Raw genomic sequence first — 23,619 nt, 5'->3', positions numbered from 1 at the left:
ATGTGCTGGTGTAGGAGCGAATTCATTCGCGATGAGGGCGACGTAATGTGGCCGATCATCGTGGATAAATCTGCTCGTGCGAACACGTGCGCTGGGAGTGCGGTAATAGCCGCCGCGGAAGTCGAGGATGTTCAACCTGTCTGCGGCCAAAGGTTATCGTTCAGCGCTTCTATGACGTGATCGAGGTGGCCAGCGAGTAGCTTGTCCAGCCGTTTGGCGCCGCCGTCCTGGGCAAAGTTTCGGTTGAGCACTTCATGGTCGAGTATCACTTCGTGAGTCAGTTGCTTGGCCAGGCGGTCCAGCCATTTGCGCTGAACTGGCGTCCAGGAATGCAGACCGTATATTTTCTGCATGGCGTTGTTTACACGCTGCTCGAAGGGCAGGAGTGCTTCGCCGATGGCGGCCTGGCGAATGTAGCCAACGATGCTGGCGGCAATTTCCTGGTTGGTCTGATTACGCCAAGCGCTGCTCAGGTTCGCCTCGCTGTAACCGTTCTGGTCCAGCAGTAGGCGGACTTCGCGAAGCTGTTCACGGGTGAGGTCTTTGGGGCGATTGACTACCACGCCGAGAGCGACGGACTGGTTGAGCTGGTTGTGGATGAACTGGTGGAAGCTCTCCAGGTAATCCTGCGGTTTCTGATTACTGCCGTAGTTCTGCTCGCGCACCATCAGCTCGTCGCTGTGGGTGGCGATCACCGGAAAGTTTTCCGAGCCCAGTAGGGCGCTAACTTCGGCCAGTTGACCAAGCAGGTGGCTGTGCTGGCGCACGAAGTTGGCGGCCTGTTGCGGGCCGAGGTCCTGCAGGTGCCTGTGCAATTGCGCCGGCGCAACGCCCCAAGCGTCCTCCAGTTCATTGAGTTTCTTCTGCAGCGTCGGTTCGGTTTCAGCCTTGTGGCTGGCCTTGCGCAGGATGCGCATCACGCGTTGGCTCAGTTGGTCGAGCACGTCATGGGCGTGACTGCTGCCTTCCACGTTGCCGGGGGCGTCGAAACTGCCGCCATGGGTCAGCTCGCTGACCAGCTGCTCCAGCGTTACGTTGGGGTTCTTCACCAGCGGCTTCATGGTGTCAACTTCTTCTAGGCTGGCGTAGAGGTCGACGGGGTCGTAGATGCGGAACACAGTCTTGCCGATGTCGTCACAGCGACGGGTCGCGCGGCCTTTCATCTGCTCGTAGAGGATGCGCGAGCGCACGCGACGCATGAACACCAGATTGCAAATCGCCGGCACGTCGATACCGGTGGTGAGCAGGTCGACGGTGATGGCGATGTTGGGGGTGCGCTCGTTCTTGTAGCGGCGGATGAGTTGTTCGACCTTATCGCTCTGGCCGGTGATGATCTCCACGCTGGCCTGGTTGTATTGATCTCCGTGCAGGTCCTTGAAGGCGTCGTCCAGCAGGTTTTTGACTCGTTCGGCGTGGGCCTGGTTGACGCAGAAGATCATGGTCTTCTCTTCGCCCTGCGGGTCCAGCTCCTGAGCCAGCTGTTCACAGATCACCTTGTCGAAACCAGGGGTGATGACCCGTCGGTTAAAGGATTCGATGTTGAAGTCGAGTTCGTCTTCCAGCTCGGCTACATCGACTTCCCCGGTCTGGGTGTTAATCACGCTGACACTATCGCCTTTGGCGAAATGAATGCCGTTTTGGCTCAGCAGGGTTTCATAGCGGATGGGCGGTTCGTGGTCGATCAGCCAGTCCTCAGCCACGGCTTCACGGTAGCTGTAGGTGAATACCGGTTTGCCGAAGATTTCGCTGGTGTGTTTGGCCGGGGTGGCGGTGAGGCCGACCTTGCAGGCGTCGAAGTAATCGAGCACGCGGCGGTACTGGGAGAGGTACTGACCGTGATCGCGCACTGCCAGTTCGCCTTCGGTCATTTCCTGGTCGAGAGTGTAACCGCGGTGGGCTTCGTCGACGATGATGCAGTCGAACTCATCGATGGGTGGAGGCGTGTCGGACTGGAAGATACGCCGCACCATGGCCTGTACCGTGGCTACTTGAATGCGGGTTTCCGCTTCGGCGGTCATGTCGCCGAGCTCCTTGACGTCGTAGATCTGCGCCAGGGTGTGGTTCTGCTCCAGTGGTGCTTCGTTGAAGGCGTCGATTGCCTGCTGGCCAAGAGCGCTACGGTCGACCAGAAATAAAATGCGCTTGAAGCGCTCGGCTTTGAGGAAACGGTACATCAAGCCGATGATGGTGCGCGTCTTACCGGTGCCGGTGGCCATGGCGAGCAGACAGTCGCGCTGATTATCAGCTAGTGCCTGTTCCACTGCGCGGATGGCATTTTCCTGATACTCACGTAGCTTGAGATAGGCGAAACCCTCCTGTTGCAGCAGCGCCTCGGCTTCTTCGCGGCTGCGTTTGAGCAAGTCGAGCAAGCCGGCTGGAGTATGAAAGTCTTGCAGTGGTCGGCGCAGGTACGCCGGGCTGCGCAGATCGCGAAACCAGATGCCCGACTGTTCCGCCAATTGTTTGATGTAGGGCCGGCCGTTGCAGGCGAAGGCGAAGGGAATGTGGAAGCTACCGCCTTGACCGTCGAGCCATGGCTGACTCAAGCCTGAAAGCTGCCAGCCGTTTTGATGTTCGCTCGCGAGGACAAATTGGCGGGAGTAGCGCTCTGCCTGGGGTATGCGGTTGGCAATATTGATGCGTTTGCGTTTTGCTTCGACCACGGCCACGGGTGTGAGCCCGGCGAACAGCACATAATCGGCATCCTCCCCTGGCTTACTGGTAGGCCATTCGGCGATGGCCTTGTTCTTGCCCTTCTCTGGACGTGCACCCTTGCTGTGCTTGAGATCCAGCGAATCTGCCTCCCAACCGGCTTCAATCAGTTGCTGATCGATCAGGATGCGGGTGAGGTCCTCGTTGAGGTCAAAGCTGCTGCTGGCCTGCTGAGTCTTGTGCATAACCAGCTGCGTAGACTGCGGTTTGGCTGCAAGCTCCTGCTGTAGTGCTTTGACGCGCTGCTCGAACTCATCGCGCAAGTTGGTTAGTTCGGCTTCGTGTGCCTCAGCGAGTTGCTTGTGGCCACGTGACTCCGCATCCATCTGTTCGGCAAGAACGGCATATTCCTCGGCCTCGCGCTTTTTCAGCTCGGCGAGTTGCTGGTTCGATTCCAGTTGTTGATTGGATTCATTGAGTTGGGCTTTGAGTCGTTCGATCTGGCTTTGCAGGTCGCGCAGCGGAACGCTGGGGTCAGTCGGTGTAGCGAAGGGACCTGGTTTGAAGGCGCTGCCTGCTTTGCCCAGCGCCTTGTGAAACCACACGCACAGCTCTCGTCCCACCTTGAGGCCATCCAGAGCATCGCGGTGGTGTGTTTGGAAACCGTGGGTGGCCTTGTTGCCTTCGATGCGCAGGGTGTGGAACAGGCTGACAATGTTGCGATCGAGCTGGATTTCGCGGCCGAGCTTATAGAGCAAGTCAGCCTGCGTAGTGTTGGAGTCGAAATCGATGCGGGCGCGACTGGCGAGATCCTGCGCCAACGCTTCTCCCAGTTGCCGAAGCTTTATCAGCGTGGTGTTGGGGTCGCTGGCGAACACGTGCTCGGCCGTATTGGCGAGCTGAAACAATACAGGGTCGTGTTCGTGGAGGAAGGCAAAGTTACTGCTTGTGGTCATCGTCGATCCTTCGCGAAAGCCTTATGCCTCTGGCCATGAATGAAGTTGCGCCTAGCTTTACGAAAGTTACCGTAATGATATGCACATGGCCAGTTGCTCAAACGTGCTTCCCCTCAGATAAGCAAAGACGTGTCATCAGGAGCCAATCGGGAAACTTGCTGGCGTTTTGAGCGAAATCGGGATGGAGGGACGTACGGCACCGCTGCTACTCAAGGTCGAGGTGATTGACCGGTGATTGACGGCTGGTTTTTTTAGAAAAGGGTTGCGATCACAACCCCTTGATTTTAATGGTGGGCCCACACGGACTTGAACCGTGGACCAAAGGATTATGAGTCCTCTGCTCTAACCAACTGAGCTATAGGCCCTCAGTAGGCCGCGGATTATAGCTACGGTTTCTCTGCTGTGCTATCCGAAAAATTCGATAAGGCTATACGAAGAAATGTCGCGGCGAATTCTTCGGCGGGAAGAGGCGGACTTACGATGTAGCCCTGGATCTGTTCGCAGCCTTCTGCGGCGAGGAATTCCTGTTGGGCCTGGGTCTCAACGCCCTCGGCAATGACAGTAAATTGCATGCTGCGGCCCAACGCGATGATCGCTCGAACAATGGCCGCATCATGCGGATCGTCAGGCAGGCCGCGGACGAACGACTGATCGATCTTGAGAATATCCAGTGGCAGTCGCTTGAGGTAGCTCAAGGATGAGTAGCCGGTACCGAAGTCATCGATGGCTAATTGCACACCCAACTGTTTGAGTTGATGCAGCACCGCTAGCGCTTCTTCGGCCTGGCTCATGATGAAGCTTTCGGTAATCTCCAGTTGCAAAAAGTTGGGTTGGAGGTGGCTATCCTTGAGAAGTTGCTCGATCCGTCCCAGCAGGTTTGGTTGGCGCAGTTGGGCGCCTGCGAGGTTGACCGAGAGCGGGCCGAGGCACTCATATACCTGATTCCACTCATACATCTGGTGGCAGGCGGTCTCAAGTACCCAGTCACCGATTTGCAGAATCATGCCGTTTTCTTCGGCCAAGGGAATGAAGTGTTCCGGCGGCACGGTGCCGAAGGTCGGGTGATTCCAACGAATCAGCGCTTCGGCACCGACCAGTCGATGGTCATCAAGGCTGATTTTCGGTTGGTAGTGCAGCGTCAGCTCGTTGCGCTCGATGGCGCGCCGCAATTCATATTCCAGCGCCACGCGTTCGCTGGCCTGGGCGGTGAGATCACGGGTGTAGCGTTCAATCCGGTTGCGCCCCTTGGCCTTGGAGCGGTACATCGCAGCGTCGGCGTTTTTGACCAGTGTGGCGACGTCGCAGCCATCCTTGGGGTACAGGCTGGTGCCGATACTGGCGCTGATAAAAAACTCGTGATCACCCGCCTGGAACGGCGCGGCGAAACAATTGAGCAGCTTGGTCGCGATGTTGTCGGCATCGCTATTCTGTTGCAGGCCCGGTAGCAGGATGATGAATTCGTCACCGCCCAGGCGCGCAACGGTGTCGATATCGCGCAACTGCTCTTTGAGGCGCACGGCGATGCCTTTGAGCAGCAGGTCGCCGACCGGATGGCCGAGGCTGTCATTGATGTGTTTGAAGCGGTCCAGGTCGAGGAACAGCACGGCACCCTGGCCCCCATTTTCCTGTTGGGTGTTGAGCGCGGTCAGCAGTCGGCTCTCGAACAGTGTGCGGTTTGGCAGACCGGTCAACGGGTCGTGGTGCGCCTGGTAGTCGAGTTTGGCCTGGGCGTGTTTGAGGCTGGAAATGTCCGCGAACACTGCCACGAAGTGGGTGATGAACTTATCCCGGTTACGTACCGCGCTGATGGTCAGCCAGCTGGGGTAGAGCTCGCCATTCTTGCGGCGGTTGGAGATCTCGCCTTGCCAATGTCCTTCGGCCGTCAGTTGGTGCCACATTGCCGCGTAAAACGCGCTGTCGTGAAGGCCCGAAGCGAGCAGGCGCGGGGTATGGCCCAATGCTTCGCTCTCGCAGTAGCCGGTAATTTCGGTAAACGCGCGGTTGACCGCACTGATGTGCTGATGGGTGTCGGTGATCAGAACGCCCTCGGCCGTGCTTTCGAACACGGTGGCGGCCTGTTGTAGCTTCTCCTGCATCAGGTGCCGCTCGGTGATGTCCCGGGCAATGGTCAACATGCAGTCGTCATCGCCGATCGGCAATGGGCGGCTCGACACCTCGCACAGTCGGACCTGTCCATCGCTGCGGCGGATGTGGCAACTGAAATCGCGGACGAAGCCATCCCTGTGCAGCAGCTCGAGCATCTGTTTGCGTTCGTTGAGGTTGACCCATATCCCCAGCTCCAGGGTGGAACGATCAACGGACATAGCGCTGTTGAAGCCAGTAATGCGGCTGAAACCTTCATTGACCTCCAGCAGCAACCCGTCGCTCTGCCGCGACAACAACAAACCGTCCGGGGAGGCGTGGAACGCCTTGGCGAATTTCTCTTCAGAGGTTTGCAGTTGTTGCTGGGTTTCTTTTAGCTTGCTGATATCACGCACCACCACCACGAGGGCAGGGGTCGTGTCGAGATTGAAAGGCTCGGCGGAAATCAGGCCGGTAAACACCTGGCCGTTGCTGCGGCGAAAAGGCATCTCCAGGTTGCGGATGCTGCCGGACTGCAGTCTTTGCAACAGCCCCGGCCCAACGCCGGGGATACCCCAGATATTCAGGTCAGTGGCGGTCTGGCCGATGACTTCTTCGGGCCTGAGGCCGATTTGCTCTACGAACGCTTTGTTCACTTCCAGCAGGCAACCGTCGGACAGTCGCGCGATCGCCAGAATGTCCGGGTTTTGCTGGAAGACCGAGGCGAATTTTTGCTCGGAGAGGCGCAATGCCTCTTCAGTACGCTTGGCTTCACTGATGTCAATCATCAACCCGCGCAACACCGGCTCATGACCATGTTCGATCAGGCTGACGATGTCGCGTACCCACAAGCAGCGGCCATCGGCGGTTATGACGCGGTAATCGATGCTGTGATCGCGCCCGGCCAGTACTTCGTGATCGCAGTAGGTTTGGGCGCGAGTCAGGTCCGCAGGGTGGATGATGTTGCGCCAGAAGCCCGGAATGAGCCAATGGGACAGCGGATATCCAAGCAAGTCTTCGGCGTGCGGCGATACGTAGCTGTAGGTGTAATCGTCCATCCGTGCTTCCCAGGCGATGGCCGACAGGCTCTCGACCAGTCCGCGATAGTGGTATTCGCTGCTGCGCAGTTCTTGCTCGAGGTCGACCCGGCGGGCAATTTCAGAACTCAATCGTCGGTTGATCCGTATAACCACGGCCAGCATGACCATCAGAAACAGTAGCCCCGGCAGGCCATAAACCAACAGATCCGACCAGAAGGTTCGGTTATCCAGGACATTTCCCACCCAGTGTTCCTGAATGGCGCTGATTTCACTCGGGCTCATGTCCGCCAGCACTTTGTCCAGTATGCCGACCAGCACCTTGTTCTTGGGGGGCACGGCCATTGCCAGTTGAAAGCGATAGGGGGTTTCGCCGCTGACATACAGCCCTTCGAGCTTGAGTTGGCGAAGGCTCCAGACGCTGGAAGCGAGATCGCCGACGACGGCGTCCACTTCATCGGTGGCCAGTGCCTGCAAGGCCGAGCTCACATTGGCCATCGGCACCAGATTCAGGTCGGGGTGGTGTGTGCGCAACAGCTCATGGGGTGCATAGTTTTCCACCACGGCGATCTTCAGCCCGTACAGGTCTTTGATTTTGTGCGGCTGGGCGCCGCCGACATGGGCCAGGATGACAATCGGAAAGTCGAGGTAGGGGCGAGTAAACGACAGGTACGACTGGCGCTCGGGGGTCGACATGATGCCCGGTAAAACGTCTAGCTTGCCTTGCTTGGCCTGTTCAAGGACGACCGTCCAACTAACCGGTTCGATGGGCGTGAGCTTGATGGCCAGCCGTTGGCGGATCACGTTGATGTAGTCCGCTGCCAGACCTTGATAACGGCCCTTTTCGTCGCGGAACTCAAATGGTGGCCAAGACGCGTCCACACCCAGGCGTAAATTCGGGTGTGCGGCCAGCCAGCTACGTTCGTCGTCGGTCAGAGTCAGCGCGCCAGCCGTTGCAGTCCAGGTCATCAGCGACAGCAAAAAAAGCACGGACAGCAGTCTGGGCATAACGGTCTCGTTATGGCTCGGGGGAATGTTTCGAGTGTAGACGGGCAAAGCGGCAGGGGGGGGCGTGCGGGGGATTTAATCTGCATAAAGCAAAACCCCCGGCCTGGGCCGGGGGTTCTGTTGTTACTCGTCGAGGAAGGAGCGCAAATGCTCGCTTCTCGTCGGGTGGCGCAGCTTGCGCAGTGCCTTGGCTTCGATCTGACGAATCCGTTCACGGGTCACGTCGAACTGTTTACCAACCTCCTCAAGGGTGTGGTCGGTATTCATGTCGATACCGAAGCGCATACGCAGAACCTTGGCTTCACGGGCAGTGAGGCCGGACAGTACTTCGCGAGTCGCTTCTTTAAGGCTCTCAACGGTGGCGACATCGATTGGCGACTGCATGGTCGAGTCTTCGATGAAATCGCCCAGATGGGAGTCTTCGTCATCACCGATCGGGGTTTCCATGGAGATCGGCTCTTTAGCGATCTTCAATACCTTGCGGATCTTGTCCTCAGGCATTTCCATGCGTTCGCCCAGTTCTTCCGGGGTCGGTTCGCGACCCATTTCCTGCAACATCTGCCGGGAAATACGGTTGAGCTTGTTGATCGTCTCGATCATGTGCACCGGAATACGGATGGTGCGGGCCTGGTCGGCAATCGAGCGAGTGATCGCCTGACGGATCCACCAGGTGGCATAAGTCGAGAATTTGTAGCCGCGGCGGTATTCGAACTTGTCTACCGCTTTCATCAAGCCAATGTTGCCTTCCTGGATCAGATCGAGGAATTGCAGGCCACGGTTGGTGTACTTCTTGGCGATGGAGATCACCAGACGCAAGTTCGCTTCGACCATCTCTTTCTTCGCGCGGCGGGCCTTGGCCTCACCGATCGACATACGACGGTTGATGTCCTTGATCTCGGCGATCGTCAAACCGGTTTCGGTTTGCAGCGCGGTCAGCTTCTGCTGGCAACGAATGATGTCCGGTTGCAGGCGACCAATGGCTTCAGCGTATTTGCTTTTGCCTTTGGCCAGTGCATCGGACCAGCTTTCGTCAACTTCGTTGCCCGGGAACTGGCGCAGGAAGTCGGCACGCGGCATGCGTGCATCACGAACGCAAAGTTGCATGATCGCGCGCTCTTGCTGACGCAGACGATCCAGGGCACTGCGAACACGCTCGACCAGGCCTTCGAATTGCTTCGGAACCAGTTTGATCGGCATGAACAGCTCAGCCAGGGCCAACAGCTCGGCGATTGCCAGCTTATTGCCACGACCGTGCTTTTTCAGCGCCTTGCGGGTGATTTCCATCTGATCGGAGACAGCGCCAAAACGCTGTGCTGCGATGACCGGATCCGGGCCGCTTTCGGCTTCTTCTTCGTCATCCGTTGCTTCGGCGTCATCGTCATCGGTGTCGTCGGCAGCTGGCGCGGCTTTCGGATCGATCGGCGGTGGCACTTCTGCAGCAGGCGGCGCAATGCCGTCGTCCGGGTCGATATAACCGCTCAGGACGTCGGACAGGCGACCACCTTCGGTGGTGACGCGAGTGTATTCGGAGAGAATATGATCAACCGTGCCAGGGAAGTGCGCAATTGCGCCCATCACTTCGCGGATGCCCTCTTCAATACGTTTGGCGATTTCGATTTCGCCTTCACGTGTGAGGAGCTCTACCGTACCCATTTCACGCATGTACATGCGCACTGGGTCGGTGGTGCGACCAATGTCGGTCTCGACCGCTGCCAACGCTGCTGCTGCCTCTTCGGCCGCGGCTTCGTCGGTATCGGCGTCGGCCAGCATAAGGGAATCCTTATCTGGCGCAACCTCGAATACGTTGATCCCCATGTCGTTGATCATGCGGATGATGTCTTCCACCTGTTCCGGATCTGAAATATCCTCCGGCAGGTGGTCGTTGACCTCCGCGTAAGTCAGGTAACCCTGCTCACGACCAAGTGTGATCAACTCTTTGATACGAGACTGCTGTTGCGCTTTTCCGGACATAACACCCTATCCACTGAAGGTCTTGGCGGGCAAAAAACAAGCCGAGGATTATACCTGAGCTATGACCTCACGCGCCAGTTGAGGTCGGGTTTGATACAGCCATATTGCGTTTTAATAGGTCGCGCATCTGATTTGCGATCTGATTTGCTTCCTCCGGGGTCAATCCCGGCTGTCTGGCTTTCCTGATAAGTGCTTCCAGGCTATCCGTGTGTTGAGCTGCCGATAACCTAGTAATGGTGTCTAAAAACTGTTGTTCAAGGTTGTCGCCTGCAATCAGCCATTCCTTTTCTGCCAATGCCTTGAGCAAACGTCCCTGTTCGGTCCCGTGCCAGCGCGCCATTAGCTGAATTGAGTTTAGCTTAGGATTTTTTTGCACGGCCTCGATCAGGGCGACGAGCAGTTGTGCGTAGGTATTGCTCTCATTGGCAAAGTGGTTGGCGGTTTCTACCCGTCCAGCCAGATCCGGATGATGAATGAGGGTGCGCAGTGCGATCAGCGTGGGCGCTTCTACGGCAATCGGTGTGCGCGGAGCGCTCGGTTGATCACGATCGCCACCGCGCTTGCCATTCTTGTCCCACGGCTTCTTGTCCCACTTCTTGCCGCCAGCGCCGGGTTTCTTCGGCGTCCATTCCTGCTGCGGCACATACATCTCTTGTGACTGCGGCTGATGGTAGTCGCTGTAATCGGGCATGGCGTCGTAATCGATGCCTGGATCGTAAGTCGGTGGAGCGTCCTGAGGGGCGCTTTGCACCAGTTGGCTGACTGCTTCACCGCTAAGGCCAGTGATTTCGGTCAGGCGCTGGCGCATCAGGATGCGCAGGTTCGCGCCCGGAACTTTATCGATCAGCGGTGCAGCGAGGGTGGCCATGTGGGCCTTGCCTTCGAGCGAACGCGGGTCCGACTCTTCGGTCAACTGCTGGAAGAAATAATCCGCCAATGGCTGGGCGTGCTGGTTGATCCGCGCACGGAAAGCATCTGTGCCTTCGGAGCGGACCAGCGTATCCGGGTCTTCGCCTTCCGGCAGGAACAGAAAGCGTGCGCGCCGGCCGTCTTGCAGGCAGGGCAGCGTCGCTTCCAGTGCCCGCCAGGCGGCATTGCGGCCTGCCTGGTCGCCGTCGAAACAGAACAGCACGTTGGGCACGACACGAAACAGTCGCTTCAAGTGCTCTTCGCTGGTGGCGGTGCCCAAGGTCGCCACGGCATTGCGCAAGCCTTGCTGGGCGAGGGCAATGACGTCCATATAGCCTTCGACGACGATGATTTCGTCGAGGTTGCGGTTGTTTTTACGTGCTTCATAAAGGCCGTAGAGTTCCTGGCCTTTATGGAATACCGGGGTTTCCGGTGAGTTCAGGTATTTAGGCTTGTCGTCGCCCAGTACCCGGCCGCCGAAGGCGATGATGCGCCCGCGGCTATCGCGAATCGGGAACATCACGCGATCGCGGAAGCGGTCATAGCGTTTGCCGGTTTCGGCGTTCTCGATCAGCAGGCCGGCATCGACCATGGCTTTTTGTTGCAGGGTGTCGCTGCTCAAGTGCTTGAACAGATTGTCCCAGCCCGGCGGAGCAAAGCCGAGGCCGAAGTCGCGGGCAATCTCGCCGGTCAGTCCGCGACCTTTCAAGTAATCCACAGCCGCTTTGCGTGATGGATGACTTTTCAGTGCCTGACGGTAAAAGTCGGCGGCGGCGGTGAGCAGTGGGTACAGCGGCGAATCGGTCGGTTGCCGCGGTTTGTGCGGTCGGCCGCTTTCTTCGCGGGGGATTTCCATGCCGGCGGCTTTGGCCAGTTCTTCGACGGCCTGGACGAAGTCCAGGTTGTCGTGGTCCATCATGAAGCCGAGGGCGTTACCGCCAGCACCGCAACCGAAGCAGTAATAGAACTGTTTGTCGGGGCTGACGCTGAAAGACGGGGTTTTTTCTTTGTGGAACGGGCAGCAAGCGGTGTAGTTCTTGCCGGCCTTTTTCATTTGCAGGCGCGAGCTGACCACATCGACGATGTCGGTGCGGTTCAGAAGGTCGTCAATGAAGCTCTGGGGAATTAGCCCGGCCATGGCGTTCTCGTCATCTGCGCTGAAATGGACCCAAAACGAAGTACGGCCGAACGCGGGTCGTTGTTTGAGGCGCGCAAAATGTGCGGCTCGACCGGTGTCGTCTGCGTAATCGCTGTCGGGAAGTGTATCTGCCGAAAATCCACTGACGTTAATACCAATCAGTTATCGACTGTTTGAAAGTGTTGCGCTGAATCCGCTGCGGCCAGTCGTTGGCCTCGGAAAGCTCAGTAAGCGGGCACACAAGCAGGTGCCTTGGGCTGATCGTCGTGAGAGGAATCAGTGGGTGTGCTCGTCAGTAGCCTTGGAAGGCTCGTCAGAAAAGACGTGCACCGCTGGCAAAAGAGCCAGGTCTGACGCTGTAAAGCAGATTTGTCTCGGTCGCGTCTGCGGCGTCGACAGTGAAGCATCAAGCGTTTTACGCAAATGCCATTAGCCCGGCTGAGGGCCGGGCTTGGCAGAAGCTTGCTACGATCGTCTGTGTATTAGTACAGACGAACGGCGCGGCGCTGTTCGCGCTGAACTTTCTTCGCGTGACGCTTAACAGCGGCTGCTGCTTTGCGCTTACGCTCAGAAGTTGGCTTCTCGTAAAATTCGCGGCTACGAACTTCAGCCAGTACACCGGCTTTTTCGCAGGAGCGCTTGAAACGACGCAGAGCTACGTCGAAGGGTTCGTTCTCTTTTACTTTGACGGCTGGCATCCAGAGCTACCTTCATTCATTACCGGGGTCAACATCCTCGCGGCAAAAGAGCACTTGAAGACGTCGGTTTTTAAGGGTTGCGGATGTTAACCCCTCATCGCTCGGAATGCAAAGCCTCTGATCGAAAACCGCTGGTCGGGGCATCACGCGGCGACTATTATGCGCGCCTTCGAATTCAGCCTAAACAAGGCGCAAACCCATGCTAGTACTGGGATTAGAAACCTCCTGCGACGAAACCGGTGTCGCATTATATGACAGTGAACGCGGGCTGTTGGCCGACGCACTGTTCAGTCAGATCGACCTGCACCGCGCCTATGGTGGCGTGGTGCCGGAGCTGGCCTCGCGCGACCACGTCAAACGGATGCTGCCCTTGATTCGTCAGGTGTTGGCCGAAGCTGACTGTGTGCCGACCGAGATCGACGCCATCGCCTATACCGCGGGTCCTGGTCTGGTCGGTGCGTTGCTGGTGGGGGCTTCATGCGCCCAGGCGCTGGCCTTTGCCTGGGGTATTCCGGCCTTGGGCGTGCACCATATGGAAGGCCATTTGTTGGCGCCGATGCTGGAGACGCAACCGCCAGAATTTCCGTTCGTCGCTTTGTTGGTGTCCGGTGGTCATACGCAGCTGGTTCAGGTCGACGGGATCGGTCAGTACACGCTGTTGGGTGAGACCCTGGACGATGCTGCCGGTGAGGCTTTTGACAAGACGGCCAAGATGATGGGGCTCAATTATCCGGGCGGTCCGGAAATTGCGCGCCTGGCCGAGCAAGGTGTTGCGGGACGATTCACTTTCCCGCGTCCTATGTGCGACCGCCCGGGTCTGGCATTCAGTTTCAGTGGCTTGAAAACCTTCGCCTTGAACACCTGGCAGCAGAGTGTCAGCGCCGGGGACGACAGCGAGCAAGCCCGTTGCGACATCTCGCTGGCGTTCCAGCAGGCCGTGGTGGAGACTTTGACCATCAAGTGCAAGCGAGCCCTCAAGCAAGCGGGCATGAAGCGTCTGGTGATCGCTGGGGGCGTCAGCGCCAACAAAGCACTGCGCACCTCGCTGGAGAAAATGCTCGGCGACTTGAAGGGCGATGTGTTCTACGCCCGTCCGGAGTTCTGCACCGACAATGGCGCGATGATCGCGTTTGCCGGATGCCAGCGCTTGCAGGCCGGCCAGCATGAAAGCCTGGCGATCAGCGTGCAGGCGCGTTGGCCGATGGAGCAATTGTCGGCGCTGTGATGAGTCGCGTTCACGTCCGGTATTTAAAAATGCCGTTCGCGCCCGGCAAACAGGTCGCGTAGATTGCCGCGATGACGCCAGACAATCAGCCCGGTGAGTACGCTCATGGGCAGCAAGGCCGCCGGTTCCTGCCAGGCAAGCAGCGGCAGGGTCAGCGGTGTGGCAATCAGTGCCGCGAGAGAGCTGGTGCGGGTCAGGTAGAACGTCAGCAGCCAGGCGCAGACCGCCAGCAGTGCCGCGGGCGGATAAAGCCCCAGCAGCATGCCGGCAGCGGTGGCGACACCTTTGCCGCCGCGAAAGCGGAAGTACACTGGAAACAGATGGCCGATGACGGCGCAGATGCCGATCCAGGCCTGTTCTTGCAGCGAAAGGCCTGCAAGGCCGGCGATCAGCACGGGCAGCAGGCCTTTGCAGAGGTCGCCGAGCAAGGTCAGGATGGCGAGTTTCTTGCCGGCCAGGCGCAACATGTTGGTGGCACCGGCATTGCCCGAGCCACTCATTCGCGGATCGGGATTACCCGTCAGGCGGCTGAGCAAAATGGCGAAGGACAGAGAGCCAAGCAGGTAGGCGAGGATCGCCAATAACCAAAACATGCTAACTATTCCGGGCGAGGACGCCCTGATTCTAACGGCGCATTGCGCCCTTGTCGTGCAGTGGAGAAGAGTGCTTGGACAGAGTGTTTATCGAGGGCCTGGAAGTCGACACCGTGATTGGTGCCTATGACTGGGAGCGAGGCATCCGGCAATGTCTGCGTCTTGATCTGAGCTTCGCCTGGGACAATCGCCCGGCGGCAGCCGGTGATGACCTGACCCTGGCGCTCGATTACGCCAGTGTTTCATCGCGAATCCAGGCGTTTGCCGAGCAGGCGCAGTATCAACTGGTCGAGACCTTTGCCGAGCGTCTGGTTGAGGTGCTGATGAGCGAATTCAAGATCACCTGGGTGCGTCTCAAGCTGACCAAGCCTGGCGCCATTCCGGCTGCCAGGGGTGGTGTGGGTGTGGAGATCGAGCGCGGATGTCGCTGACTCAGGTGTACCTAGGACTCGGTAGCAATATCGAGCGTGAAACCCATTTGCAGGCGGGTCTGGAGGCTTTGGCGGCTTTTTTGGTGGATATCCGCTGTTCGGCCGTGTTCGAAAGTCAGTCAGTGGGCATCAAGAGCGGGCCGTTTTTCAATTTCGTGGTGTCGGCGTACACCGATCTGTCGCTGATGGAGCTGGACCGTCGATTGAAATTCATCGAGGCGGACAATGGTCGTTATGCGCCGGACCGCAAGGGTCTACCGCTGGATATCGACGTGCTGTTGTTTGGTGAACTGGTGGGCAATTTCGATGGATTGATCCTGCCGCGGGCAGAGATCTTGAAGAATGCTTTTGTGTTGTGGCCGTTATCGCTGATAGCGCCGGATCGTGTGCACCCGGGCGTAGGAAAGAGCTTTGCGACCTTGTGGAGTGAAGCGCAGATTGATCAGGTGTTGGCACCGGTGGCTTTTGAATGGCGCGGTGAGCAGCTGACCCCTTCGAATTTGTTGTGAGGCGAAAGACGCCATCGCGAGCAAGTCGAATCGTCGCACCGCCGGCTCCTACAGGATTTAGGTGATCCCTGTAGGAGCCGGCGGTGCGACGATTCGACTTGCCCGCGATGCTTTTCAGGCAGACGCCGCTTCTTTGTAGGCTTTCAACGCTTTGAGTCGCTCACGCTTGATCGCCTCGCCCAACTCCGGCCCCTTGAATCCCTTCTCCAGCAAAGGCTGAACCGCCACGCTCCGAGCTGCCGTCGCCGCACCGCGCAAGTATTCCGCCTGTGGATAACTTCTCTGCTCCAGCCCTTTGCGTCCGCGGGCATCCATCTCGCACGCGGCAATAAACTCCTCGAACCGCTGCGGTCGACGGTAAACGTCAAAACTTTGCAGCAACTCCAGCAAAGTCGATGGCTTCAGCTCCAGCGCACGATGGCCGTGGGTGTGATATTCGCCGACCAGTAACGCCAGTTCCTGACAATCCTTTGGTGCCTTGAAGCGTTCGTTGACCGCTTTGATCAGCTTCAGGCCCTTGTGCTCGTGGGCAATGTGCCGGGGCCAATCCTCTTTGGGTGTCAGCCCTTTGCCCAAGTCGTGCAGCAGGCACGCCCAGCGCACGGTTAGCGGTTGTTTGTGCCGCGCCGATTGCTCAAGCACGCTCAAGGTGTGCAGGCCGGTGTCGATTTCCGGGTGGTGAGCTTCTGGCTGTGGAACGCCGAACAACGCGTCGACTTCAGGCATCAGCACTTTGAGTGCGCCGCACTCGCGCAGCACTTCAATGAACACCTGCGGCTGATCCTCCAGCAAAGCGCGGGAGATTTCTTTCCAGCTGCGTTCTGCGGTCAAAGCTTCCAGTTCGCCGGATTCGCTGAGCTGGCGCATCAACTCCATAGTCTCTGGCGCGACGGTAAAACCCAGCGCCGCATAACGCGCAGCAAAGCGGGCAACGCGCAGGACACGGAGTGGATCTTCGGCGAACGCAGGGGAAACGTGGCGGAGCAGGCGAGCTTCAAGATCGCGCTGGCCATGGTAAGGATCGGTCAAATTCTGCTGATCGTCTTCGGCCATGGCATTGATCGTCAGGTCGCGGCGAATCAGGTCTTCTTCGAGGGTGACCTCGGGACTGGCTTGAAAGGTAAAGCCGCCATAGCCGCGTCCGCTTTTGCGTTCAGTGCGAGCAAGGGCGTATTCCTCACCGCTTTTTGGGTGAAGAAATACCGGGAAGTCCGCGCCCACCGGGCGAAAACCCTTGGCGAGCATTTCTTCGGTTGTGGCACCCACCACAACCCAGTCGATATCGGTAACAGGTTTGCCCAGCAGGCGATCACGTACCGCACCGCCGACTTTATAAATCTGCATAAAAAACCTCCGTTAGCTCGACAGAATAACCGTTGCGTCGAACTTTCGGAGGTCCTGACTCGCTCAAAGATGAATGACGGCCAGGTCCAGCCGCCCATACTCTCCTTCGCTGTGCTCATTTCTGGGTGGCACATGATGGATTTTCATCACCTGATCCCCTTGCAGGGTTTCCAGGTGAATATCGAAACCCCACAGACGGTGCAGGTGCTTGAGTACTTCCTCGGTGGACTCGCCCAGCGGCTTGCGATCATGTTGCTGGTGCCGCAGGGTCAGGGAGCGGTCGCCACGCCGGTCAATGCTGTAAATCTGCACGTTAGGCTCGCGATTGCCCAGGTTGTATTGCGCTGCGAGGGTTTCACGGATGATGCGATAGCCATCTTCATCATGGATCGCTGGCACCAGCAGGTCGTCCTTTTGGTCGTCATCGAGAATACTGAACAACTTCAGGTCGCGGATCACTTTCGGTGACAGGTACTGCAGGATGAAGCTCTCATCCTTGAAGCTGCTCATGGCGAACTTGATTGCCGACAGCCAGTCGGTGCCGGCGATTTCCGGGAACCAGCGGCGATCTTCCTCGGTGGGTTCTTCGCACATGCGCCGGATGTCCCGGTACATGGCAAACCCGAGGGTGTAAGGGTTGATTCCACTGTAGTAAGGGCTGTCGAAGCCCGGTTGAAAGACCACGCTGGTGTGGGACGTCAGGAACTCAATCATGAAGCCGTCGGTGACCAGGCCTTCGTCGTAAAGGTCATTCATCAATGTGTAATGCCAGAACGTGGCCCAGCCTTCGTTCATCACTTGGGTCTGGCGTTGTGGATAAAAATATTGAGCAATCTTGCGCACGATCCGCACGACTTCACGCTGCCAGGGCTCCAGTAGTGGTGCGTGTTTTTCGATGAAGTACAGGATGTTTTCCTGAGGTTCGGCGGGGAAGCGCGCATTGTCCTTGTCGCTGTATTTGTCTGCACCTTTTGGAATGGTGCGCCACAGATCGTTGATCTGTTTCTGCAAATGCTCTTCCCGGTCCTTTTGCCGGCGCCGTTCTTCTTCAGCGGAAATCGGGTAGGGGCGTTTGTAGCGGTCGACGCCGTAGTTCATCAGCGCGTGGCAGGAATCGAGCAAGTCTTCTACCGCATCAATGCCATGGCGTTCCTCGCACTGCATGATGTACTGCTTGGCGAACACCAGGTAATCAATGATTGAACTGGCGTCGGTCCAGGTGCGGAACAGGTAATTGCCTTTGAAAAAACTGTTGTGTCCATAGCAGGCATGCGCCACAACCAGCGCCTGCATGCAGATGGTGTTCTCTTCCATCAGATAAGCGATGCACGGGTCCGAGTTGATCACGATCTCGTAGGCCAGCCCCATCTGCCCACGGCTGTAGGATTTTTCAGTGCTGAGGAAGTGTTTGCCATAGGACCAATGGTGATAACCCAGCGGCATGCCGACGGAGGCATAGGCGTCCATCATCTGTTCGGCGGTGATCACTTCGATCTGGTTGGGGTACGTATCGAGTGCGTAACGAGCCGCCAGGCGACTGATTTCTTTGTCGTAGGCCTGGATCAGCTCGAACGTCCATTCGGAGCCAGTGGAAATGGGTTGGCGCTTCTGCTCTTTGGCGGTCATGTCACTAACCTGCGCTGGAAGAGTTCACGGAAGACCGGGTAAATATCCCCGGCCGAGACCAGTTGCTGCTGGGCAAAAGTGTCAGAGAAGGCTTCGGCGATGCGTTCGTATTCGAACCACAGGGCCTGATGTTCGCGCGGGGTGATCTCAACGTAAGTGTAGTACTGCACGAACGGCATGATCTGGTTGATCAGAATGTCGCGGCAAATCGGCGAGTCGTCGTTCCAGTTATCGCCGTCGGACGCTTGGGCGGCATAGATGTTCCACTCGTTGCTCGGATAGCGCTCGGCCATGATCTCCTGCATCAGTTTCAAGGCGCTGGACACAATGGTGCCGCCGGTTTCGCGTGAGTAGAAGAACTCTTCTTCATCCACTTCCCGCGCGCTGGTGTGGTGGCGGATGAACACGACGTCGATCTTCTCGTAGTTACGCTTGAGAAACAGGTAAAGCAGGATGAAGAAACGCTTGGCGATGTCCTTGGTCGCCTGCGTCATGGAGCCGGATACGTCCATCAGGCAGAACATCACCGCCTTGGAGCTGGGATTGGGCTGCTTGATGAGCAAGTTGTACTTGAGGTCGAACGTGTCGAGGAACGGGATGCGATGAATGCGCGCACTGAGCTTTTCGATTTCTGCTTCGATTTTCTGAATATCGCCGAAGTTATCCGGCTCTTCCTGCTTGAGTCGCAGAAGTTCTTCTTTGGCTTCACGCAGTTTTGTCCGACTGCTGCCGGACAGGGCAATGCGTCGTGCATGGGCCGAGCGCAAGGTACGGATGATGTTGATGCGCGACGGGTTGCCTTCGTTGCTGATGCCTGCGCGCACCGTTTTGAACGTGTCGGTGCCGGTCAGGTTGCGTTTGACCAGGTTCGGCAGTTCGAGGTCTTCGAACATGAACTCGAGGAATTCCTCCTGGGTGATCTGGAAGACGAACTCATCCATCCCTTCACCCGAGTTGCCCGCCTTGCCGGGGCCTCTGCCGCCGCCACCTCCGGGCGGACGGGCAATGTGCTCGCCGCTGGTGAATTCCTTGTTGCCGGGGTGCACGACGGTTTGTTTGCCGCCGCGACCATGATGAAGCACCGGTTCGTCGATGTCCCGACCGGGAATGCTGATCTGTTCACCGTGTTCCATATCGGTAATGGAGCGCCGGCTGACCGCCTCTTCGACAGCCTTTTTGATGTGGTCACGGTAACGCCGCAGAAACCGCTGACGGTTCACCGTGCTCTTGTTCTTGCCATTGAGACGTCGGTCGATCACATAGCTCATGACTGCTCCTTAGAAGCTGTCCTGAAAGGGGCGAGCGGTGATGCAGCATCGAACCGAGGGCCAAGGGATATGCGACGCTCCCCCAAGCGCTGTGGATGCTGCTTGAACTCGCTACCGACTTTCGAACACCTTCCAGAGGCTTGTGTAACAGAAAATGCGTACACAGGCCTCTGGCTGACGACAACCGGTCTGGCCGGCAGCGGGTTATTGTGATTTTCTGACCCGCAGATACCACTCGGACAGCAGTCGTACCTGTTTGTCGGTGTAACCGCGCTCGACCATCCGTGTGACGAAGTCGTTGTGCTTCTGCTGGTCCTCTTTGCTGGCCTTGGCGTTGAAGCTGATGACCGGCAGCAGGTCCTCGGTGTTGGAGAACATTTTCTTCTCGATGACCACCCGCAGTTTTTCGTAGCTGAGCCAGGTCGGGTTTTTGCCGTTGTTGTTGGCCCGGGCGCGCAGTACGAAGTTGACGATTTCGTTGCGGAAATCCTTCGGATTGCTGATGCCGGCCGGTTTTTCGATTTTCTCCAGTTCTTCGTTCAGGGCTACGCGGTTGAGGATTTCGCCGGTTTCCGGATCGCGGTATTCCTGGTCCTGGATCCAGAAGTCGGCGTACAGCACGTAGCGATCGAAGATGTTCTGGCCGTACTCGCTGTACGACTCGAGGTAAGCGGTCTGGATCTCCTTGCCGATGAACTCGATGTAGCGCGGTGCCAGGTACTCCTTGAGGAATCGCAGGTAGCGTTCGCGGGTTTCGGCCTGGAACTGTTCCTGTTCGATCTGTTGTTCCAGCACGTAGAGCAAGTGCACCGGGTTGGCGGCGATTTCGTGCGGGTCGAAGTTGAAAACCTTCGACAGAATCTTGAACGCGAAGCGGGTAGACAGGCCGTTCATACCTTCGTCGACACCGGCGTTGTCGCGATATTCCTGAATCGACTTGGCCTTCGGATCGGTGTCCTTGAGGTTTTCACCATCGTACACGCGCATCTTGGAATAGATGTTCGAGTTTTCCGGCTCCTTGAGGCGCGAGAGCACGGTGAACTGGGCGAGCATCTTCAAGGTGTCGGGCGCGCAATGGGCCTTGGCCAGAGAGCTGTTGAACAGCAGCTTGTCGTAAATCTTCACTTCGTCGCTGACCCGCAGGCAGTACGGCACTTTGACGATGTAGATCCGGTCGATGAACGCTTCGTTGTTCTTGTTGTTGCGGAAGGTGTGCCACTCCGACTCGTTGGAGTGGGCGAGCAGGATCCCGGTAAACGGAATCGCGCCAAGGCCTTCGGTACTGTTGTAGTTGCCTTCCTGGGTGGCCGTCAGCAATGGGTGCAGCACCTTGATCGGCGCCTTGAACATTTCGACGAACTCCATCAGGCCCTGGTTGGACCGGCACAGTGCGCCCGAGTAGCTGTAGGCATCGGCGTCGTTTTGCGGGAATTCTTCCAACTTGCGGATATCGACCTTGCCCACCAGCGCCGAGATGTCCTGGTTGTTCTCGTCTCCCGGCTCGGTTTTGGCCACGGCGATCTGATTGAGGATCGACGGATAGAGTTTCACCACCCGGAACTGACTGATGTCGCCGCCGAATTCAGCCAAGCGCTTGGTGGCCCATGGCGACATGATGGTATTGAGGTAGCGCCGCGGGATGCCGAAGTCTTCTTCGAGGATCGCGCCATCTTCAGTGGCGTTGAACAGACCCAGTGGCGACTCGAATACCGGTGAGCCCTTGATCGCGTAGAAGGGCACTTTTTCGATCAGCTGTTTCAGTTTCTCGGCCAGGGATGACTTACCGCCACCGACGGGGCCGAGCAGATAGAGGATCTGTTTCTTCTCTTCCAGGCCCTGAGCGGCATGGCGGAAATACGACACGATCTGGTCGATGCATTCTTCCATCCCGTGGAAGTCTTCAAAGGCCGGATAGCGGCGGATCACTTTGTTGGAAAAGATTCGCGACAGTCTCGAGTTGGTCGAGGTGTCGAGCAGCTCTGGTTCTCCGATGGCCAGCAATAGACGCTCGGCGGCGGAGGCGTAGGCGCTACGGTCCTGTTTGCACAGCTCAAGATACTCTTGCAGCGAGAGTTCTTCCTGGCGTGTGGACTCGAATCGTTGTTGGAAGTGGCTAAAGATACTCATGACGTCACCTCGCTCGATACGTGGAGCCGACGCCGGATCACTCAGTCGATGCTGGCAGCAACCGAACAGGCGGTCGCTGTTTACCCCCCAGAACTCTAACGGAGCTGACCACTCCGAAAGCTACTCCCGATGACCCGCGCGCCGGTGTACCGGCTCTCCCCTGTTTTGGATGGCCTGCGCTTAAGGATAGTTGGGAATTCAGGAGGTAAAGGCGAGATACGTAATTAGTTGTGGCAGACCGTTCGTCTGCCACCGCGCGAGCCCGCGGGGGGCGGGGCTTGCACGTTACAAAAAAAATTATTCCGAGGTGCCTTGCGCTGTTTCCGCAGGATAAGTCGTGCGCCACAGCTCAAAACCGCCATCCATGCTGTAGACATCGGAGAAACCCTGACTGATGAGGTAAGCCGCGGCGCCCTGGCTGGAATTGCCGTGGTAGCAGACCACTACAGTCGGGGCGTCCAGATCTGCGCCCTGAATAAAAGCATGCAGGGAATGGTTGTCCAGATGCTTCGAGCCGCTGATGTGCAGTGCGGCGAATGTGGCAGGATCACGGACATCGACCACCACTGCGCCTTGTTCGCGCAGGGCCTGGGCCTGTTCCGGGGGGATACGTTTGAATTCGCTCATGGCGGGCTCCTGTGGCTCGGCTGATAGCGCAGTCTAGCGCGGGGCGCTGGCTGGGGTTTGTTCGGTAATGGTTTGGGCGACGGCGGGTTCGCTGTGGCCCTTATCGTTGCATTGGCAATGCAGGCGCTCAAAGGTGTCGACGTTCATCAGGGTCATCGCTCCACCCCAGACACAACCGGAGTCGAGCGCGAAGATCCCCGGTTCGTCACATTGGCCTTCGAGGGCTGCCCAATGGCCAAAGATGATCTTCAGGTCCTTGGTCTTGCGCTCCTTGTGCATGAACCATGGTTTATAGCCCGGTAGCGCTGTGCCGACACCTTCCTTGCTCTTGAGGTCGAGTTTGCCCTCGCTGGTGCAAAAGCGCATGCGGGTGAAATAGTTGGTGATGACGCGCAGGCGGGTCACGCCCTTGAGGTCGTTGTCCCATTTCACCGGATCGTTGCCGTACATGCCGTCGAGGTACGGGCCGATACGGTTGTCGTCGCGCAGGGCTTCTTCAACTTCGGCGGCGCATTTCAGGGCTTTGCGCAGTGACCACTGCGGTGGAATACCGGCATGTACCAGAGCGATGTCGCGCTGTTCGTCGTAGTGCATGAGCTTTTGCTGGCGCAACCACTCCAGCAGCTGCGCATGATCGGGTGCTTCGAGAATCTCGCGCAGGGTGTCGTTTTTTTTCAGGCGTTCGATGTTACGCCCGGCGGCCAGCAAGTGCAGGTCGTGGTTGCCCAGTACGCACACCAGCGATTCGCGGATGCCATAAAGAAAGCGCAAGGTTGCCAGCGACTGCGGGCCACGGTTGACCAGGTCGCCCACCAGCCAGAGGCGATCCTTTGCCGGGTCGAAAGCGACTTGCTTGAGCAGGCACTGCAGGGGCTCGAGACAGCCTTGCAAGTCGCCAACGGCGTACGTTGCCATTAGTGCAAGGCTCCGGGCACCGCCAGGCGGAATGGAGCGATGATGGCGTCGAAATGCTTACCGTCGTCGGCAATCATCTGGTAAGTGCCCTGCATGGTGCCGACTTTGGTGGTCATGACCGTACCGCTGCTATAGGTGTGACTCTCACCCACTTCGATCAACGGCTGCTGGCCAACCACGCCGGCTCCGCGAACCTCCTCGACATGCCCGTCACCGTCGGTGATCACCCAGTGCCGCGACAAGAGTTTGGCCGGTAGCTCGCCATTGTTTTGCACGGTAATGGTGTAAGCGAAGGCAAAGCGGTTTTGCTCGGGTTGCGATTGTTCTGCCAGATAGCGGGTGACGACGCTGACGTCGACCTGATAACGAGGATCGGACATGCAAGAGGCCTTAAAAACGAAGCGGGACGCGGGGCGCAGCTGATGGAGATCAGTCTAGGCCAAGTACCGGGTAGTAAACCAGACATCGCGTCTGGCGTCCTACCCGATAACGCTTGTCACCTG

The 23,619-nt window shown here is 57.9% G+C and carries 16 protein-coding genes and 1 tRNA gene; 3 read left to right on the top strand and 14 right to left on the bottom strand.

Going from position 1 to position 23,619, the window contains the following annotated elements:
- Window positions 1–131: 131 nt before the first annotated feature.
- The 6 genes from hsdR to rpsU form a co-directional block, all read right to left on the bottom strand.
- Complete coding sequence (hsdR, locus tag KGB06_RS10335; RefSeq protein WP_223514947.1) at window positions 132–3,608, bottom strand: type I restriction-modification system endonuclease; 3,477 nt, start codon at window positions 3,606–3,608, stop codon at window positions 132–134.
- Window positions 3,609–3,896: 288 nt separating this feature from the next.
- Window positions 3,897–3,973 (bottom strand) — tRNA-Ile (locus KGB06_RS10330).
- Window positions 3,974–3,994: 21 nt separating this feature from the next.
- Window positions 3,995–7,735 (bottom strand): EAL domain-containing protein, encoded by a 3,741-nt coding sequence (locus KGB06_RS10325; protein ID WP_223514944.1) that lies wholly within the window; start codon window positions 7,733–7,735, stop codon window positions 3,995–3,997.
- A gap of 123 nt (window positions 7,736–7,858) precedes the next feature.
- Window positions 7,859–9,706: an RNA polymerase sigma factor RpoD gene (gene rpoD / locus KGB06_RS10320; RefSeq protein ID WP_223514941.1), complete on the bottom strand. Its 1,848-nt coding sequence runs from the start codon at window positions 9,704–9,706 to the stop codon at window positions 7,859–7,861.
- A gap of 67 nt (window positions 9,707–9,773) precedes the next feature.
- Entirely contained in the window at window positions 9,774–11,753 is a 1,980-nt protein-coding gene (gene dnaG, locus KGB06_RS10315) for a DNA primase (protein WP_223514937.1), read from the bottom strand.
- Between the two features lie 482 nt (window positions 11,754–12,235).
- Window positions 12,236–12,451 carry a 30S ribosomal protein S21 gene (rpsU, locus tag KGB06_RS10310; protein ID WP_002551877.1) on the bottom strand — a complete coding sequence of 72 codons (216 nt, stop codon included), beginning with the start codon at window positions 12,449–12,451 and terminating at the stop codon, window positions 12,236–12,238.
- A gap of 199 nt (window positions 12,452–12,650) precedes the next feature.
- On the opposite strand from rpsU, the gene tsaD reads away from it, so the two are divergent.
- Window positions 12,651–13,676, top strand: coding sequence for a tRNA (adenosine(37)-N6)-threonylcarbamoyltransferase complex transferase subunit TsaD (gene tsaD / locus KGB06_RS10305; protein WP_150780503.1), 1,026 nt, complete (start codon window positions 12,651–12,653; stop codon window positions 13,674–13,676).
- Between the two features lie 23 nt (window positions 13,677–13,699).
- Here tsaD and plsY read toward each other — a convergent pair whose 3' ends face one another.
- Window positions 13,700–14,269, bottom strand: coding sequence for a glycerol-3-phosphate 1-O-acyltransferase PlsY (gene plsY / locus KGB06_RS10300; protein ID WP_223514934.1), 570 nt, complete (start codon window positions 14,267–14,269; stop codon window positions 13,700–13,702).
- A gap of 74 nt (window positions 14,270–14,343) precedes the next feature.
- Here plsY and folB point away from each other — a divergent pair, with 74 nt between their 5' ends.
- On the top strand, window positions 14,344–14,700 hold the full coding sequence (gene folB / locus KGB06_RS10295) for a dihydroneopterin aldolase (protein ID WP_223514931.1): 357 nt from the start codon (window positions 14,344–14,346) through the stop codon (window positions 14,698–14,700).
- Window positions 14,691–15,209: a 2-amino-4-hydroxy-6-hydroxymethyldihydropteridine diphosphokinase gene (gene folK / locus KGB06_RS10290; protein WP_223514928.1), complete on the top strand. Its 519-nt coding sequence runs from the start codon at window positions 14,691–14,693 to the stop codon at window positions 15,207–15,209. The genes folB and folK overlap by 10 nt, the downstream gene beginning before the upstream one ends.
- 114 nt (window positions 15,210–15,323) lie before the next feature.
- Here folK and KGB06_RS10285 read toward each other — a convergent pair whose 3' ends face one another.
- The 7 genes from KGB06_RS10285 to apaG all read right to left on the bottom strand — a co-directional run bounded on the left by KGB06_RS10285 (window position 15,324) and on the right by apaG (window position 23,496).
- Window positions 15,324–16,553 (bottom strand): multifunctional CCA addition/repair protein, encoded by a 1,230-nt coding sequence (locus KGB06_RS10285; RefSeq protein WP_223514925.1) that lies wholly within the window; start codon window positions 16,551–16,553, stop codon window positions 15,324–15,326.
- A 63-nt stretch (window positions 16,554–16,616) separates the two neighbouring features.
- Window positions 16,617–18,179 (bottom strand): SpoVR family protein, encoded by a 1,563-nt coding sequence (locus KGB06_RS10280; RefSeq protein ID WP_223514922.1) that lies wholly within the window; start codon window positions 18,177–18,179, stop codon window positions 16,617–16,619.
- Window positions 18,176–19,447 (bottom strand): YeaH/YhbH family protein, encoded by a 1,272-nt coding sequence (locus KGB06_RS10275; RefSeq protein WP_223514919.1) that lies wholly within the window; start codon window positions 19,445–19,447, stop codon window positions 18,176–18,178. Before KGB06_RS10275 ends, KGB06_RS10280 begins: the two co-directional genes overlap by 4 nt.
- A 204-nt stretch (window positions 19,448–19,651) precedes the next feature.
- Window positions 19,652–21,574: a PrkA family serine protein kinase gene (locus KGB06_RS10270; protein WP_116265126.1), complete on the bottom strand. Its 1,923-nt coding sequence runs from the start codon at window positions 21,572–21,574 to the stop codon at window positions 19,652–19,654.
- A 297-nt stretch (window positions 21,575–21,871) separates the two neighbouring features.
- Window positions 21,872–22,201: a thiosulfate sulfurtransferase GlpE gene (gene glpE, locus KGB06_RS10265; protein WP_008061556.1), complete on the bottom strand. Its 330-nt coding sequence runs from the start codon at window positions 22,199–22,201 to the stop codon at window positions 21,872–21,874.
- A 33-nt stretch (window positions 22,202–22,234) separates the two neighbouring features.
- On the bottom strand, window positions 22,235–23,116 hold the full coding sequence (locus KGB06_RS10260) for a symmetrical bis(5'-nucleosyl)-tetraphosphatase (protein WP_223514916.1): 882 nt from the start codon (window positions 23,114–23,116) through the stop codon (window positions 22,235–22,237).
- The gene (gene apaG, locus KGB06_RS10255; RefSeq protein WP_223514913.1) at window positions 23,116–23,496 is read right to left on the bottom strand and encodes a Co2+/Mg2+ efflux protein ApaG; all 381 of its coding nucleotides are present in this window, start codon (window positions 23,494–23,496) and stop codon (window positions 23,116–23,118) included. Before apaG ends, KGB06_RS10260 begins: the two co-directional genes overlap by 1 nt.
- Window positions 23,497–23,619 lie beyond the last annotated feature (123 nt).

Origin of the sequence: Pseudomonas sp. GL-B-19 (genome assembly GCF_019956415.1) — a bacterium.
GTDB lineage: Bacteria > Pseudomonadota > Gammaproteobacteria > Pseudomonadales > Pseudomonadaceae > Aquipseudomonas.
The sequence above is the reverse complement of the archived record's forward strand: the minus strand, read 5'-3'. Positions and strand labels throughout refer to the sequence as shown.